The 17027-nt window shown below is 57.8% G+C and carries 14 protein-coding genes and 2 pseudogenes; 5 read left to right on the top strand and 11 right to left on the bottom strand.

Annotated elements, in window-relative coordinates:
- Positions 1-19: 19 nt before the first annotated feature.
- The 11 genes from ACYZT2_RS18560 to ACYZT2_RS18510 all read right to left on the bottom strand — a co-directional run bounded on the left by ACYZT2_RS18560 (position 20) and on the right by ACYZT2_RS18510 (position 13437).
- Entirely contained in the window at positions 20-3016 is a 2997-nt protein-coding gene (locus tag ACYZT2_RS18560; protein WP_461966271.1) for a citrate/2-methylcitrate synthase, read from the bottom strand.
- A 40-nt stretch (positions 3017-3056) separates the two neighbouring features.
- Positions 3057-4052 carry a beta-ketoacyl-[acyl-carrier-protein] synthase family protein gene (locus ACYZT2_RS18555; RefSeq protein ID WP_461966269.1) on the bottom strand — a complete coding sequence of 332 codons (996 nt, stop codon included), beginning with the start codon at positions 4050-4052 and terminating at the stop codon, positions 3057-3059.
- A 4-nt stretch (positions 4053-4056) separates the two neighbouring features.
- Entirely contained in the window at positions 4057-5622 is a 1566-nt protein-coding gene (locus tag ACYZT2_RS18550) for an acyl-CoA ligase (AMP-forming), exosortase A system-associated (RefSeq protein ID WP_461966267.1), read from the bottom strand.
- Between the two features lie 10 nt (positions 5623-5632).
- Positions 5633-6796 carry a type III PLP-dependent enzyme domain-containing protein gene (locus ACYZT2_RS18545; RefSeq protein WP_461966265.1) on the bottom strand — a complete coding sequence of 388 codons (1164 nt, stop codon included), beginning with the start codon at positions 6794-6796 and terminating at the stop codon, positions 5633-5635.
- 7 nt (positions 6797-6803) lie between these two features.
- Entirely contained in the window at positions 6804-7781 is a 978-nt protein-coding gene (locus ACYZT2_RS18540) for a beta-ketoacyl-[acyl-carrier-protein] synthase family protein (protein WP_461966263.1), read from the bottom strand.
- Between the two features lie 13 nt (positions 7782-7794).
- On the bottom strand, positions 7795-8790 hold the full coding sequence (locus tag ACYZT2_RS18535; protein ID WP_461966261.1) for a ferritin-like domain-containing protein: 996 nt from the start codon (positions 8788-8790) through the stop codon (positions 7795-7797).
- Positions 8791-8792: 2 nt separating this feature from the next.
- Complete coding sequence (locus ACYZT2_RS18530; RefSeq protein ID WP_461966259.1) at positions 8793-9365, bottom strand: hypothetical protein; 573 nt, start codon at positions 9363-9365, stop codon at positions 8793-8795.
- A complete protein-coding gene (locus tag ACYZT2_RS18525; protein ID WP_461966257.1) occupies positions 9362-10120 on the bottom strand; it encodes a hypothetical protein in 759 nt (252 codons plus the stop codon). The genes ACYZT2_RS18530 and ACYZT2_RS18525 overlap by 4 nt, the downstream gene beginning before the upstream one ends.
- Positions 10121-10271: 151 nt before the next feature.
- Positions 10272-10523, bottom strand: coding sequence for an acyl carrier protein (locus ACYZT2_RS18520; protein WP_461966255.1), 252 nt, complete (start codon positions 10521-10523; stop codon positions 10272-10274).
- A gap of 27 nt (positions 10524-10550) precedes the next feature.
- On the bottom strand, positions 10551-11480 hold the full coding sequence (locus ACYZT2_RS18515; RefSeq protein WP_461966253.1) for a hypothetical protein: 930 nt from the start codon (positions 11478-11480) through the stop codon (positions 10551-10553).
- 196 nt (positions 11481-11676) lie between these two features.
- On the bottom strand, positions 11677-13437 hold the full coding sequence (locus tag ACYZT2_RS18510) for an AMP-binding protein (RefSeq protein ID WP_461966251.1): 1761 nt from the start codon (positions 13435-13437) through the stop codon (positions 11677-11679).
- 536 nt (positions 13438-13973) lie between these two features.
- On the opposite strand from ACYZT2_RS18510, the pseudogene ACYZT2_RS18505 reads away from it, so the two are divergent.
- The 5 genes and pseudogenes from ACYZT2_RS18505 to ACYZT2_RS18485 all read left to right on the top strand — a co-directional run.
- Positions 13974-14208 (top strand): annotated as a pseudogene (locus tag ACYZT2_RS18505) (IS66 family transposase zinc-finger binding domain-containing protein); the annotation flags it as partial.
- Between the two features lie 83 nt (positions 14209-14291).
- Complete coding sequence (gene tnpB / locus ACYZT2_RS18500; RefSeq protein ID WP_461964917.1) at positions 14292-14651, top strand: IS66 family insertion sequence element accessory protein TnpB; 360 nt, start codon at positions 14292-14294, stop codon at positions 14649-14651.
- An 18-nt stretch (positions 14652-14669) separates the two neighbouring features.
- A complete protein-coding gene (gene tnpC, locus ACYZT2_RS18495; protein ID WP_461964919.1) occupies positions 14670-16172 on the top strand; it encodes an IS66 family transposase in 1503 nt (500 codons plus the stop codon).
- Positions 16169-16483 (top strand): peptidylprolyl isomerase, encoded by a 315-nt coding sequence (locus ACYZT2_RS18490; RefSeq protein ID WP_448091603.1) that lies wholly within the window; start codon positions 16169-16171, stop codon positions 16481-16483. Before tnpC ends, ACYZT2_RS18490 begins: the two co-directional genes overlap by 4 nt.
- A 98-nt stretch (positions 16484-16581) precedes the next feature.
- A pseudogene (locus ACYZT2_RS18485) lies at positions 16582-16843 on the top strand (IS66 family transposase); the annotation flags it as partial.
- Positions 16844-17027: the final 184 nt, after the last annotated feature.

Below are 17027 nucleotides of genomic sequence, written 5' to 3'. Positions count from 1 at the left end.
CGGAGTGTCAATGGCTGTCCTACAACCAGCCAACTGGAACGGTCGCCAACAACTTGCGCGCGGCTTTGCTGCTGACTCCGAAAGCGGGACGATCGCGACGCTCGATGGCATGGGCGATCATCGCAGCCACCCGGCCGCACAGCCCGAGGCCGACACTCCAGCGCGCTTTCGTGACGCCCAGATCGAGCAGGGCTGCGGCGGTGATGAAATCGATATTTGGACGCAGGCCTTTACGCGCCAGGACGTGGGCACAGACGACGTCGTAGACCTCCAGGTGGCGCATGCCGAACCCCCATTTGGTAAACAGGGCACGGATATGCGGCGGCCGTGGGTCCTGCACAAACAGCGGGTGGCCGAAACCGAACAAGAGGTTGCCCGGCTGATCCAGCGCGTGGTCTACCGCTCGCTGTATGTCCTCATGGCTGTCCTGCGCCCTGATGGTCTTGAGCCAGGTCATCGCTTCTTCGGCTGCGCCGACATGTTTGGGCCCGCTAGCCATAAAACCAGCCGCCACCGCCTGGGCAAGGGTGACGCCGGTGCCGATTGCCGTACGAGGCACCAGCACCGTCGGCGTGATGTAGCCGAACCCGGCGTGCCAGGCCACCAGCAGTGCGTCAACCACACGCACTGACAGCGAGTCGCTGTGGGTCACGCCCATTGCCGTCAACACACACTCGGCGTGTTGGGCGCACGTTGCGGCTGGCGCTGCGTAACCGAGTGCCGCTTGCAGGAAGTGTGGCGCAGCCGCAACGCTGATCAGGCCCTGAATAAAATCCGCATGCGTGGGCAAACCGCGCGCGGTCGCTTCGGTGAGGGCGAGATTTTCCAGCGCGGTCATGTCACCGAGAAAGCCGCATGCCGCTGCCTGCACCATGCCGGCGCCGCCGTCGGCAACCGCTTCGATGCCGCGCCGATACACGGGCACCTCCGACAAGTGGCCGGCAATCTGCACCAGCACGGCGTCAACCGCCTGGCTCTCGGCAGTGGACGGCAGGGTGCCAAACCACGCCAGCCATAACGCAGTGGCGAAATCGACGATGCCGATCAGCTCATTGAGATTATGACCCCTGACCCACAGGCCTTCATTCGGCTCAAGCGTGGCGCCGTCGATATTGGTGCCGCGATACAGGGTGCGCGGCCCGCCAAACAATGTTGAGGGTTGTAGCTGAGTGTCTGCCTGCACCAGTTCATCCAGCGCAATGCTGCAGTGTGCGGCCTGCAGGTTTTCTATGGTGTGTGCGTGTTGCGTTACCGTCGGCAGGATATTGCTGAAGAAATAGTGCGCGATCTTGACCTTGCCACGGTAAAAAGCGGCTTCTTCGCCAGCCAGTGGCTGGTGCAGTTGACGCTCTGCCAGGCAGGCTGATTCAAGCAGGACCCAGGCGCTGGCGGTGAGGCCGATCATTTCCAGGAACCGGGTAAAAAACTGACTGGTTTCGTGGGTGCGGCCTGCGCGCACGTGCTCACCGATCGCCGAGAGCGCCTGCTCGACGGCGGCCATGGCATTTTCCAGTAGCGGGAATTGATCCTGCAGTTCGGCACTGACCTGCGTTTTGTTGCGCAAGAAGGCGTCCAGCTCCTCGCGAAGATATTTGATCAAGCGTGAGTTTCTGCCGAACCCAAGCTTGTCGCGCACCAGGTCCTGGGATTGGATGTAGTTGGTGCCTTCCCAGATCGACAGGATTTTTACGTCGCGCGCATTTTGCTCAACCGGGTAGGCATCGGTGTAGCCGACACCGCCATGCACTTGTATCGCCAGCTCGCAGATTTTCCACGCCTGGTCTGAGACGAAAGCCTTGCACACCGGGGTGAACAGCAGCACCAGCTTGCGGTATTTCTCGACCCGGGCTTCGTCCATTACCGACTCGGCTTCCAGCACAAACGCCTGGGTTGATGCGCCGGTCAACTTGCCGAGCAGCCCGCGGCAGCCCTCAACCCGAGCCTTCATTTCCAGGAGCATGCGCTGCACATCGCCGTGCTCGATGATGGCCACCTGCGGTGCGCTGGCATCGGAAGTACGAGTGATGGCTCGTCCCTGCAGCCGTTTGCCGGCGAATTCGACTGAATGCAGATAGGCACTGGACGCCAGGCCCAGGCCGATAATCGCCGTGCTCATACGCGCCTGATTCATCAAGGGCATCAGTTGCAGCAATCCGGCATTCTTGCGATCACCCAGCAGTACAGCGCGGGTGGTGCCGCTGCGGCCAAACACCAACTGGGTATTAGCGCAGCCTTTCAAGCCCATTTTGCGCAGCAATGAAGCGCACTCGACATGGTTGTCTTCCAGCGCTCCGGTTTCTGGATTGGGCCAGAAGCGTGGCACCAGCAGGCAGGAGAGGGAATAGGAGGTCGCGGTCGTGGTGTTGATGCGACCCAACACGAAGTAAACGGTGTTTTCCGTCAGGGTATGCATGCCGGCCGAGATATAAACCTTTTCGCCGCTCACGGAGTATTCGCCGTTTTCAAGCGGCGTTGCGAGGGTGGTGACCGCTGTCAGGTCGCTACCGGCCTGCTTCTCGGTGGCGCAGAAACACGCGTCCCAGTCGTGGCGCTGAAGCTTGCGCAGATAAGTGGCCTTTTGTGCTGCGCTACCGTGCAGCTTGAACAGCTTGATGGCCGGCAAATTGAAGCCGCCGTAGGTCATGAACGCCGGATTGGCCCCCATGAACATCTCCTGGATGGTTTGCCGGATCAGCGGCGGCATGGTCGGTTGCTGCGATTCGCTGTCGTTGCCCAGTACCTGAATCCACTCATCCTTGTAGCGTTGCCAGAGCCCGTGAAACTCCTTGGGGATTTCGACGTTGCCGTTTTCCAGCAAGCGGCATTCCTGGCGGTCGGAGGCTTGATAGGCCTTGCCCAATTCATAAGCGAACGTTCTGGCGCGCTCCAGCAAGGCATCGTAGTACGCGCGATTCCTGTCGTTGAACGGCGCCCGCGAGAGAAACTGCTGGTCGGTTTTATGCAGTTCCCAGAGAAAAAAACGAAGCTCACGCAGGCTGACTTTATAAGCAGACATAGGTTGTCCTGACTAATAGGTAGGCGGTTTGCATTCTGGTTCAGGCGCCAGCCGTTATTTCGGCCACGATGGCGCCAGCGGTGCCACACAAAGCCGCATCCCACAGCAAGGCGGTGGCCGTTGTACCGGGAGGCAGGGTGGCACGCAGGCGCAGCAGCGACAGCAAGGGGGTGGCGCTCGACTGATGGCCACGGGCACCCAATTCGAAATGTCGCTCCTGCGCAATGCCCAGTTCGCGACTGACGCCGAGGGTGAAGCCATCGCTGAATCCCGCGGGCAACACCCAATCGATATCGCTGGCATTCAGGCAGGAACGCTCGAGCGCTGTTTGCGCTGCGCTCACCGCCATCGGATGGAGCCGTTCCGCCAGGGCGGCGGGTTCGAGTGCCCACGGATTGTCGATGGCCGCGCCATAGTGCATCGCGCAGGCGCGTATCGACCCCCAGCCAGACGTAGTCTGATCATCGCCATCGAGCAAGATGGCGGCTGCGCCGTCACCGTAAACAACCAGATCACCCCAGGCGCGAAAGAACGGGTAAAGCCATTTATCAGACGCCACCAACAGCACCGTGCCGCCGAGGCTGACCAGAGCTTCGATCATGGTCAGTGCGTTGAACACGCCGGCCGTCCCCGATTGGCCGATGGCGAACGGCAGCGCGTCGGGTAAACCCAGTGCATGCTGGATACGGCCTGCGACCGATTCATTAATGCGTTGGTTGAGGGCGGTATTGGTCACCACAATGTGGGTCACCGTTGCCAGGGTTTCTGCCGGGATTTGTTCACGCAATAACGCGACCGCCTCCAGCGCCAGGTCGGCACCGCTTTGCAAGGGCGGCGCGACCGGCAGTGCGATGCTCGCCGTGGGCAGCAGCCGAAGCGCTTCTTCGGCGTCGAGCCTGCCCCTGCCGCGCGGCATGGAAAACACAGCCGTCTTGTACAGCAGATGGCCATAGCCGATGTTTTTTTCCTGGGCTTGTACCGCCCGGAACGGGGTAGCGTCGGGAACGTGGGATGCGATACCGCAGATTCGAAGCATGAGGTTATTCCGTGACGGTAAGTGAAGTTGAGAAAAACTCGGAAAACTGCTGCTTCAACTGCTTTCGGTCGATCTTGCCGTTCGGATTGCGCGGCAAGGGCGAGTCATGGAAGGACACGTGCAGCGGCACCATGTAGGTCGGCAGTTTTTCCCTGCACAGCTTGATCAGTGCTTCAGCGCTGGCCTGTTTCTGCGGTTGGGTAAATACGCTGATGATGATGGCTTCGCCCTGTTGCGGATGCGGCACGCCAAACGCAGCGGCTTCAGTGACTTCGTCCGCGGCAAACAGGATTTCTTCGACTTCGGTGGGGCTGACGCGATAGCCGGAGGTCTTGATCATGTCGTCGCTGCGCGCCACGAAATACAGATAATCGTCCCTGTCGCGGTAGACGATATCGCCCGACCAGACCGCCGTTTCGTCGCGCGAAATCTGCTGGCCTGGACGTGCCCAGGGACGAAAGCGTTGCGCGGTCAGTTCCGGGTCATTCCAGTACCCGAGCGTGACGAACGCGCCGCGGTGCACCAATTCGCCGTGCTCGCCAACGGCACATTCGCTGCCGTCCTGGCGCATCACGCGGATATCGGCGTTAGGCACCGCCTTGCCGATGGAGTCGGGGCGCGTGACGACAGCGTCCGGTGGCAGGTAGGTCGAGCGGAAAGCCTCGGTCAAGCCGTACATCAGGTAGGGCAGCGCGTCAGGAAATGCACTTCTGAGTTTTTCCAGCAAAGGCGTCGGCATGTGCCCGCCGGTATTGGCAAAACACCGAATGCGTGCGCCGGTAGGCCCCGGCCACTGCACTGACGCCAGTTGCATCCACAGTGGCGGCACGCCGGTAATCGCGGTGACGCCATGGGCTTCGCAGAACGCCGGGACTTCAGCCGCTTGCAGGAAATCCAGCGGGGCGTAGCAAGCGCCGCTTGCCAGCGCGGTGGTCAGCTGACTGAGCCCGGCATCGAAGCTCAGCGGCAATATGCCCAGGATGACGTCATCGGCCCGCAAGCGCAGATAGTGAGCGACGCTGTAGGCGCCAGACACCAGGTTGCGTTGCGACAGCACCACGCCTTTGGGTCGTCCCGTTGAGCCGGAGGTGTACAGGATTGCGGCAGGATCGCTGTCTGTGACTGCGTTCACAAGCGCCGTGTTGGCCGGCGTGTTCAGGTCAGCGAACTGCATTTTTTCCAGTTGCCAGGTAGCGAGGTAGATGTCCTTTAGCGCGGCCTCGATACGTCTGAGGCGTGGGCCCGTACTGACGAGCAAGCGGGTGCCGCTGTCCAGCAGGATATGGCGTACCTGTTGCTCCTTGAGCTGGGGATTGATGGGCACCAGGATCGCCCCATGGGCATTGATCGCCAGGAGCATGACCACGGTTTCGTACTGCTTGGCGGCATACACCGCGACGCGTTCACCCGCTTGCACGCCGCTGTCTGCCAGCCTCTCGGCCGTCAGGCGCACGTCTTGCAGCAGCTGGGAATACGTCGCCATCCTTGCGCCTTGGGCAAACGCACGACGGTCGCCATGGTGTTGGGCGCTGTCTTGCAAAACGTCGTACAAACTGATGTGGGCGGTCATGGTGACGTCCCTAGGACTGGTGGACATAGGTGTGAGCCGGACTGTGCGAGAGAAAACCGCTGACGCTGTACGTCTGGTTGTAGGCGCCGCAGTTGTCGAAGATCACCAGGTCGCCCACGCTCGGTGGGGCCGACAAGCAATGGCTCCAGCCGATCACGTCGGCGCGGCTGCAGGTGCTGCCCACGAACTGGATCGGCAATTGCGTGGCGTCAACCGGCACCGGTTGACGCCGCAGCAAGCGCGGCTCAGCGTATTTCTTCAACATGGATTCAGTTTTAGCCAACAGGAAGTTGTGGCTCAGGCCGCCGTCGCAGACGGCAACGTAGCGCTCACCCAACGCCTTTACTGAGCGCACGCGGGTGACGAAGGTGCCTGCGCCCGCATAGATTCCGCGCCCGGATTCGTGGACGACCTTGAATGATTTTTGCAACGGTGCGATACGCTGGCGATAAGCGTCAAACGTGCCGGGCTGGCTATGGTAATGGTCGGCGAAACCGCCACCGACGTTAAGAAACTCAACCGGCTTACCGGTGAGCCGAGCTATTTGCGGCGCGAAGGCGGCGAGCGCATGGGCAAGGTCGGCGGCACCCTTGTCATCGCTGTGAAAACTGTTGGAGCCCGCAAACGTATGCAGGCCGATGACCGGCACGTTTGCCTGCGACAATGCACCGGCCGTCAGCAGGGCGTCGTGTTGACTCATGCCGAAATGGTCCGCCGGGTGTTTGCCTGAGGCGACCAGCAGACCCGCATTCAAGCGCAATACCGTGTGCGGCGCGGGGTGTTTGCCGATCACCTGAATCAGTCGCTGTGCCTGCTCCAGGCTGTCGATAATGAAGGTGCAGCGCGAGGCCAGGGCAGCGCGCATGAACGCTTCATCCATTGACGGATTGTTCACGTATTTGGGCGCGTTGATGCGACCCGCCACAATATCGAGTTCGCCCAGGCTGGCCAGCTCAACACCGTCGGTGAATGCGTGGCCGCAACGGATCAACAGATCCAGATTTGGATTGGCCTTGAGCGACACAATCAAAGGTGTACCCAAACGCGCGCGCAAATCAGCGAAACGCGCCAATACCACAGTCGGGTCCAGTACATAGCAGGGCGTTTTCAGATCCAGCAGCCATCGGTCGGTCGCTGATTCGTCGCACCAAACGGGCATGGAGACGTCGGTCATTGTCATTTCAATTCACCGGATGAAGGGTCAATGCCGAAAAAGAACCGTTGTCCGATTCCGTAATGTTCATCAGGTGCGCCCCGTCATCGACCTTGCTCAAGCCGATATCGGCGAGGTTGATCGCCAGATCCGAGCCGAAGGAATGACCTTTGAGCAGGATGTTGTCGGAATACAGCGTCGTGGATGGAATCGCCATCGCATTACAGAAGGCGTTCCACCCCGAGTGGTTGGAGTTGTAGGGCAAAATGCAGGAAAAATCGCTGAGCGTCATGCCACAGTCGGCCACGGCTTCCTGCATGACTTTGCGGGTGTAGTGCCACTCCAGATTGAACATTTCCTTTTTCACCCCGTTGTTGGTCACGGAGCCCAGATACCAGCTGCCATAGTTGCGCACGACCGTTGCACCGACCCGGTTACGCCGGCTGTTACGGGTGACCAGCAGGCACGCCGCGCCATCACTCAATATGCTCGCCTGCAGCACGCGGTAACGTTCGATAAACACCCGGTCGGACGTGACGATCAGCACCGAGTGCAATTGGGCATGCACATTCATCAAGGCCTTGGCCATCTGAATGGCGACGCTGATCGACGAGCAATTGAGCTGTGCGATGGAGCCGGCCCAGATCGGCTTTATGCCGAAGGCTGTCGCCACTTCCATCGGCAGACTGCGTGGCGCCGGCGGTACGCTGAACAGCCCGGTATGCACATGGATCAACGCGCCGATGTCACTGCCCTTGAAACCTTGCTCATCTTGCAGGCGAGCGACGGCGCGCTTTGCCAGCTCGACCTCGTCGATGTCAGGGGCCACATGGAAATAACGGCAACCCGCTTTGCGGATCACCTCAATGCGTTCGGCTGGCAACCTGTGTTGCTGACCCCAGTCATGGATATCCTGGCGTTCGCCGGGTAATTCGTAAGCGGCGGCGTCAATACCGATCGAGTAGGGGAAGGGGCGGGTTTTTGCAGCGGTCGTTGGGGGCGTCATGGCTGGATTCCTGTCAGACCGGCATCGGCATGGCGGCGTAGTCCAGCACTTTGAGCTTCTCAAAGGCATCGCTCACACGGGGCGTCAGCAAACCCATTTCGCGGATGGTTGGCACCAGCCGCCGGAAGATGGAACGGCGCATGGAGTTGGCGACTTCCGAGTTTCTGACCAGGTGGCTGCACTCTTTTTTGGATAAGCCCATCGGTTCCCAGATATCGTCGGCGCACAGGTGTTCATACAAGGTGTAAGCGCCTTCAATCACAAACTCTTCGCGCTCCTTGCGTTCAGTTGCGGTCATTTCCTTGTACACCCGGCCCAGCGTGATGCGGCCAATGGCAAAGTGGCGCGCTTCATCGCGCTGGATGCGGGTCATCAGGTCTTTGATAAAGGGGTCCTTGGTGTAGGCGACCATGCTTTGAAACAGTGACAGCGCAATGCCCTCGACGAGCACTTGCATCCCGAGGTTGGTCATGTCGAGCTTGCTGCTGGTAATGGTGTCTTCCAGCAGGCCTTTGAGCGCCTTGCTCATGGGGTAGCTGATCGGCAGCTTGTTGTTCACCAGGCGGCCGAATGCTTCGATATGCCGGGCTTCATCGATGATTTGTCCGGCGGCGCAGAGGCGGGCCGAAAGGCTTTCTTCTGCCACCGCCAGTTTCGCCGCGCAAATCAGCGCTGCCTGTTCACCGTGCAGTACCTGCGACAGGGTCCAGCCTTGTGAATGATGGCGAATTTCGGCACGGTTTTTTTCATCCATTTTGTTCCAGATATCGGTGCCGTAGATCAGCAGCGTGCCGTCTGGCATGCCCAGTGGATTGTCTGGATTGAGCTCGTAACTCCAGTCGATGTCGGTATTGACATCCCACTGGTTGGCCTTGGTTTTCTGATACAGCGCATTCAAGTTGTCATCGCTGAAATCGTAGGTCTGCGACATGTAAGCCTCGACCGAGAAATTCCACTTGATCGGCTGGCTATCATCCAATATCTGTATCTGTGCGTGCTCTGTTTGCATGGTCACCCCTGTACTTCCGTGCATTTCGATTGAGATGTTGTGAACTGCTCATGAACAGGTGATGGGTGCACCTGCGCCGCGAAGTAGTCCAGGTCGGGTAAGAACCAGTCGGTGATGGCTGGCGTTTCTGCCGTATTCCAGGCGGCGATTTGCAGGAGGTTATCGCCACCGTCCCACAGGTCGCGCCGAATACGTTCGGCGCTGATCCAGACCACCGGCGTCTGTATCTGGTGTGCCCAAAACAAGGCTTCATTCCATAAATGGGCGCCCATCGTCACGCGTGGATCAAGCAGGTTTGCTGGCAACGCAAGGTCGATAGAAGGCATTCGTGCTTGCGCCAGGAGAAGTGTTTGTTCACCGCAGCTATCCCATATGTGCCGGGCCAGCGTAGACAGCAGGGCGTAGTACTGCTGGTTGTTGACCAGCACAGGTATGGGATTGTCGTGGGCATACACACTTCTGCGTGCATAGTCTTGGGTTTCGAGCAGTGGCAGGTTGCGAGCCGAACAAGGGATAGCCAAGTTATGCTCTGGATTGCGCCGCAGCAGCAGGGAGCAGGTTTGCGTGCGCTTCATGTTTCACCTTCCAATGCATAGTGCAGGTCGGGCGCGAGCGTTATCTGAGCAATCGAAAAATAGCCGTTCATCGCCAGCGAAGAGACAACGCAGTCGCTACCGGTTTGTGCGGAACCCGCGCCGAGCTGGCCCAGCAGCGAAAGCCAAGGGTCGCTGCCGAAGGAATGACCGAATCGCGGGTAATGGTCGGCGTGCACGGAAGAAGTGTCGAAGCACTTGAACAGGGCGCGGCGCGACATCTCTGGGAAGAAAGGTACCGCGATGCCTAAACCAGGCCGGCTTTCGGTGAATCTGCGCAGGTTTCGCCCCAATTGCAGCAGCGCATTAGCCTGGCTTGAAGTGCCGATGACCAGCATGTTTGTGGCATCTGGAATCACGTCAATGATTAACGTGCAGATGCCAAAACCGGATTTACCCCAGCGATTGTTGCCTAACCAGTAAGTAAAGTTGTGGATATCAGCATCGACAATCTGCAGTAACAACCTGCGACGACCGTTGAACTGCGCCTTCCTCTGCATATACCGCAGGATGAAACCCCATCCAGTGCATTCATAGACGTTGGTAACCCAGTCGGGAAGGCGACCGTATCGGGTGGCTATCGCATCCTGGAAATAGCGCGCATGTGGCGAACCGTCAGCCAAAAACTGTGACAGCACGGTGGAGCTCACCACGTAATCGTCGATAGGGCCTGCGTCGCTTGCGTAAAGGCAGGCCTCATCGCCTACCCGTTGCCCCAACGCCAACGCTGCATCCACCAAGGTCACCTGGGGCGACACAAAAGGTGTTTCTGTGCGCCGGTAAGCTACCGTATGAACCCTGAAAGCCGGTACGGCGCAAAGCGAGGGCGGTGATGCAAGGGGCTGCGAGTTCGACATGGTGAGCCTCTGCTGTGAGGGTGGCTGGCGATCAAGCTTCTTGTTGCTGGTGCAACTGCGTGTCGATTTGCTCCAGGGTGGTGTACTGCGTGATATTGAGTTGCTCAGGGTCAATGGATCCGTAGAGCTGTTCGCAGTACACGATCAGTTCAACCACGTTGAGCGAGTCGATGCCGAGTTCGCCCAGGCCGACATGGGTATCGACGGTTTCGATGTTGAGGATCTTGGCGGCTTCCTTCTTCAGGAGTTCCAGAGTGTTGAGGGTTTCAGTCGTAGTGGTCACAGGTGCTTCTCCTTGAGTGAGAGGGGGTTAGAGTGATTCGGACATAGGCTTGGCCACGCGCATGTTTGCGCGCAATTCGTGATAACAGCGGTAAGAGCTGCCTTCCATTTTGGTGAACGCGAGCAGGTCACGCTGGTCGAGAAAACTCGCCACGGCCGAACGGCTGACCAGATGCAGAAGCAGTTCATTGGAGGCGAATTTGAGTGCCAGCACTCGCTGCACGTCTTCGCTCTCGTAGCGCTCGGATTGCGTCTTGGCGCGGGCGGCGGCGGCGATGAAGTCGCGTGACGCGCGTTCTTCCTGGGTCAGTTCGATGCGCCCCTGACTCGCCAGCCAGTCAACATGGGCCATCAGTGCGCGCACCAGGAAAGGCCGTACGGTCGTCAGGTATTTGTTGAGCACCGCAGGGCCGCCAACTTTCAGGCGATCATCCTGGGAAACCTGCACCGTGCCCTTAACGTTCGCCAACTGCACGACATCGCCAAGGAAGGGCGCGCCGCAGAGGGTGCGCTTGAGTGTCTTGTAGTGCTCGGGCCACACCAGGAACGCCGACGGAAAAAACGAGCCAGGCGTGCGGGCGGCCACGATGGCCATGCCGTCAAGGTGGGCATACATGCCCCATACCTTGTCGATATGCAGCTTGAAGCCTTCGCCTTCCGGATGGGCGATAGTGCGCCAGCTATTGAGCGTAGGACCGCCCGCATCACTCATCAGGAAACGCAGGGCGCTGCCGCCATCAATGCTGGCGCGTGCCCGTTCATATTGATCCGGCGTCAGGAACAGCGAAAACAAATGGGCGAAGTTTTGCATGAATGACCGGTAGTGCAACGCCAGACCATCCTGCTGGATGCGGTCCAGAATATGTTCCAATTCATGGGTCGGCTGCGTCAGGGCCACCGAGGGCCGGTTCAATTGTTCGTCGTGCTCATTGTTCTGCATCGTCTGCGATATCAACATGTCTGAATCCATCAGTCGCACCGTGGCGCGCGAAATAATCTGGATCAACTGCTGAGGAAGTTCGCCATATGTCGATAAACGGTGCAGAACCGGTTGTGCACAAAGTTGCAACAATGAATGGTGTGGCGGACTCGTATCAATGCCTTGCGTCAATATTTGCATAGTGAGTGATCCAGTATTTTAAAGTTGCAAGGCGTCAGATTTGCGCTGTCACTAGTTCGGTTTTACTTTCGGTAATAAGCTGTGCTGTATCAGTTTTATCTTTGTCATCCAGCGCTGTTTGGAAATAGGTTTTCCGGCACTCCAGGCGTTTAAGTTTGCCACTGGTGGTGCGTGGCAAACTTCCGGATGGCACGAAGGTGATGGCATGGGCACCAAATCCGAATTTGTCGCGCAACTTGACTTGAAGTTGGGTACGCAGATCGGTCTGAGCCTGTTTCGTTTCGAGCTCGATCAGAATCACCAGGTTTTCGGTGCCCTGGGTTTCGTCGTAGACGCCGAAGGCGGCTATTGCGTTGCCACCTCTGGCCAGTAAAGGGTGTGATGCAGCGACGTCTTCGATTTCGTGCGGAAAATAATTACTGCCACGGATGATGATGAGTTCTTTCTTGCGGCCGAGGACAAACAAGTGTTCATCCACCTGATAGCCGATATCACCGGTGGCAAACCAGTCGCCGCTCTGGTAATGCTCGGTCTGGCCTTCGGCGGGCAGATAGCCGGACATGATCGAAGAACCGCGTATGAAAATTTCGCCAACTTCGCGGTCCTTGGCATCGGAACCGTCCGGGGCCCTCACGGCGACCTGCATACCGGCAATCGGACGGCCCATCGACAGCACGGTTTCCACCCTCTGGCTGTCATCGTCGGCGCGGCGTGCCTGCCAATGGTCGATCAGTGAACCCGAGTCGATACGGTCAGGAATAACGTAGCAGAGCGCCTGGGCGTCATAATCAAAGGTCGTGTCATGCATGGTCACCGCCAGCGTCGATTCCGCCATGCCGTAACAGGGTTGCAGTGCAGAGCGTGAAAGACCGTGCGGCGCGAACGTCTGCGCAAAATCTCTCAGGCAGACTTCATCCACCCTTTCAGCGCCGACAAAGATATTGCGCAACTTGCTGAGGTCGACATCTTTCATCGACGCTTCGCGGTAACGGCGGATGCAATATTGCAGGGCGAACGTCGGTGCCGCAGTGGTGGTTGCGCCAAAGCTGGACATGCGCTTGAGCCAGCCAAGTGGATTGCGAATAAAACTGGCCGGTTGCATCAATAGCAGGGGCGCCTTGCAATACATGTTCGACAGTAACGTCACCAGGCCCATGTCGTGATGCAGCGGCAGCCAGGAAGCAGAGGCATCGCCACGCTCGGCACTGTAGCCAACGACACCGCCGATTCCGCACACATTAGCGATGACATTGCGATGACTCAGGATGGCGGCCTTGGGCCGGCCGGTCGAGCCCGAGGTCAGTTGCACATGATGGCCGCTGTCCGCGTCGCATCGTTCCACGCGGATCGGAAAACCTGCGCTGGCAGCGACGCTCACCTCTGCGGTCGAGATCACACGTACTGGCATGTGAGCAAGCAAACTCTGCAGTCCTGGTGTATTGCTTGCGGAGGCGATCAGCAGGCGCGGCGCAAACAACTGACATGCAACATAAATCTGGTTGCGCGGCGAGTCTGCCATCAGTCTTCCGGGCAGCGCTACTGTGCAGGGCAGGGCGCCAATCAAAACGCATCCTGTCAGTAGCAGCAATTGATCGATGGATGCCGGCAGAGCCAGAATAATCAGATCGTTACGTGCAACCCCCAGTTCGAGCAGCGCCGAAGAAACCGCCAGCGCTTGCTGCGCCAACGCCCCATAGGAAATACTTTTTTCTTCGCCGCTCTCTTCTATAACAGTAATCTTTCGCATTGCGCTTTGCTGTGGATTATCCAGAGCAGACAAAATAGCATCGTTCATTGTTTCCAATTTCCGATCTCCAGCAAGTCAATTAACTAGTCTGTTAAACATTTCAAATTGAATGCAGAACACGAATAAACCAACAAGCCTGTATCACTCCTGTTTGACTGATGCTATATCACTACACGGGGTGCGTAAACGGAATGGGTGGAAGATTAATAATATTTCATGTTCGCCTGGACTCGACGTTTTTAAACAATTGCGTGATTGAGTGTTAATGAAGCAAATGCGCCATCGAAAATTGTTATTGAATATATCGAATTAGATGCGGAGCTAAAAAATACACAGGTCTTTGCAACCACTCTGGCCAGCGCGGTTTCGGTACCGGCGCGCATATCCATGGGTTCTGTGGCGAGTCACATGGCGTCGATGCGGATCAGCGGGCAAGCTCACGGATAAAACGCGCACATCTATGAGGGTCTGAAGGTGGTCATTTCACGGTGAGTTTTTGCTGACCAAAGGGGATCTCGATGCTGAGATGCTCTTGCTGACGGGACTGACTTACCGACTCAAGTTTCATTGGAACAAAAGCGGGTATAGCCGCAATCGAAGCTGAGCTTGCAGCGCTGCAACCGGCGCCCATTGAAGGCAAAGTACCCAGCAACCCAAGCAAGCTGCGCTGCCCCCGCAGTTCCCTCGGACGCTGATCCATCAAACAGCCACTGCCAATGCGGCTGCGCGCTCAAACGTATCGGCGAAGATGCCAGCGAAAAGCTCGACTACACACCAGGCGTCTTCACGGTCGAACGCCACATCCGTGGTAAATGGGCCGTAAGCGCGCCATGAACCCCACATTCAAAGCCACCATATGATCGCGGATGCTGTGCTCCCGAATTTTTCTGGAGCCGTCCGCCATGATGCGACCCGACGCCAAAGTCGAAAAAGTCTACCTCTACCCCAAGTCCGTGGATTTCCGAAAATCCATCGATGGCCTCGCTGCCCTGGTCGAACTGGATATCAAGGTGGCGGTATTCGACCCGGTACTTTTTGTTTTTCTGAATCGCCCCCGGAACCGAGTGAAAATCCTTTACTGGGAGCGCAATGGCTTTTGCCTTTGGCTTAAGCGCCTGGAGTCCGAGCGTTTCAAAACCTCGCCCGACGTTACTGACGAAGCCATCGTATTGAGCGTCCAGGAACTGAACTGGCTGCTTGACGGTTTTGACCTTTGGCGCAACCGTCCGCATCAGGTTTTGACGCCGCGATTTGTTGCTTGATTGGGTATAATCCGGGCCATGATTTCCAGGCCCGACAACTTTCCCGATGATCTGACTGCGCTCAAGCAATTACTTGCTCAGATGCAGTCGAAGGTCGTTTTTCTTGAAGAAGAGAATGCGCTGCTTCGTCAGCGCCTGTTCGGGCGCAAGTCTGAGCAAACGGCTGATCCGGCGACACCACAACTGCCGCTGTTTAATGAAGCCGAAAGTATCGACACGCTAGCGCCTGTTGCTGCTGACGAAGAAGTTGTCGCCCCGACCAAACGCCGTGGCAAACGCAAGCCACTACCGGCTGACTTGCCACGCATCGAAGTTATCCACGAACTCCCCGAACACGAACTGACCTGCGTTTGCGGCTGCCGCAAACATGCCATCGGCGAGGAAACCAGCGAACAGCTGGAGATCGTGCCGATGCAGATCCGGGTGATCAAACATATCCGCAAGGTCTACGGCTGCCGAGGCTGCGAAACAGCACCGGTCACTGCCGACAAACCCGCGCAACTGATCGATAAAAGCATGGCCAGCCCCAGCGTGCTGGCGATGCTGCTGACCACCAAGTACGTCGATGGCCTGCCGCTGCACCGCTTCGAAAAAGTCCTCGCTCGCCACGGTGTCGATATCCCGCGTCAAACTCTGGCGCGCTGGGTGATCCAGTGCTGCGAACACTTCCAGCCGCTGCTGAATCTGATGCGTGATCGGTTACTGGAAAGTCCGATTGTTCACTGCGATGAAACGCGAGTGCAGGTGCTGAAAGAGCCAGGTCGAGACCCGACCAGCCAATCCTGGATGTGGGTACAAGCCAGCGGCCCACCGGAGCGACCAGTCCTTCTTTTTGACTACACCACCAGCCGAGCGCAGGAGGTGCCATTGCGGCTGCTCGGCGACTATCGTGGTTATTTGATGACTGACGATTACGCCGGCTATAACGCCTTGGCCGCACAGCCGGGTGTCGAGCGTTTGGCTTGTATGGCCCATGTACGGCGCAAATTTGTCGATGCGCAGAAAGTGCAGCCCAAGGGTAAAACCGGTCGGGCCGATGTTGCGCTGACGATGATCAACAAGTTGTACGGTATCGAACGTGATTTGAAAGAAATGACGGATGAGCAGCGCTTTGCCGGTCGCCAGGAACAGAGCTTGCCGGTGCTCGCGCAGTTGAAAAGCTGGCTGGAGAAAACTCACCCGCAAGTCGCATCGCAAAGTGCTCTCGGCAAGGCGCTCAGTTATCTGGCCAGCAACTGGAGCCGGCTGGAGCGTTACGTGGAGGCCGGTTTTTTACCGATCGACAACAATGCCGCCGAAAGAGCAATCAAGCCGTTTGTCATAGGGCGCAAGGCATGGTTATTCAGCGATACGCCCAAGGGCGCCGCAGCCAGTGCGCAGATCTACAGCTTGGTCGAAACCGCCAAAGCTAACGGCCAGGAGCCCTATACGTGGCTGCGCCACGTACTGGAACGATTACCGCAGGCTGAATCGGTTGAAGATGTTGAGGCGTTACTACCCTGGAATTGGAGGGCATCATGAGTATCAATATTGATCATCTGAGCGTCGATGAATTAGTGACATTGAATCATCACATTATCGAACGGCTGAAGATGTTGGAGTCGTTGGAGGCTCATAAATCGATGATGCAGTTCCATCCGGGAGCACGGGTAAGCTTCGATTCACCCAATGGTGAGCGCCTGTCCGGTACCGTCATGAAGTTCAACCGCAAGACCGTCACAGTGGTAACCGACACCAGCCAGCGCTGGAATATTTCGCCGCACTTACTGTCACCGATCAAAAACGTGCAGGCGGGGACGGTAGTGGATATGAAGCCACAAAAAATGAAGTAACCGCCACGAATGGTCTCCGCGCCAGAATGATTTGATTTCACACCCGATCTCACGCGCTGAACGCGCCACCTGTTTTTGGATAGGTGGGGTTTATGGATCAGTTACAAATCTTCGGCCGCGCCGGACTGCCTATTGCTCGCTCGACCTTGGCGCAATGGGTGGGCAACTGCGGCGTGCAATTACAGCCGCTGGTTGATACGTTGCGCTAAGCCGTGCTGATGCACGGTGTAAATGCTGACGCCTGGCGCGAAGAGAACTCATCGAGTTTATGTCTGGGCCTACGCCACCAGCCAGTTCTCCGAAATGGCGGCGGTCGTTTACGACTTCAGCCCGAGCCGCGCTGGCGAACATGGGCATTCCAACGGTCTCTGATCGGGTAGCCCAAGGCGCAGTGAAAAGATATGTGGAGGCTGTGATCGATCCGATTTTCCATCCTGACTCGTATGGGTACAGGCCCGGAAGATCGGCCCACGATGCTTTGCGTCAATGTTCCATTCGGTGCGTCGTAGGAACTGGGTACTGGAAGTGGATATCAGCGCGTTCT

Source organism: Pseudomonas sp. MDT1-85, assembly GCF_054898065.1.
This window is presented reverse-complemented; position numbering and strand designations above follow the sequence as displayed.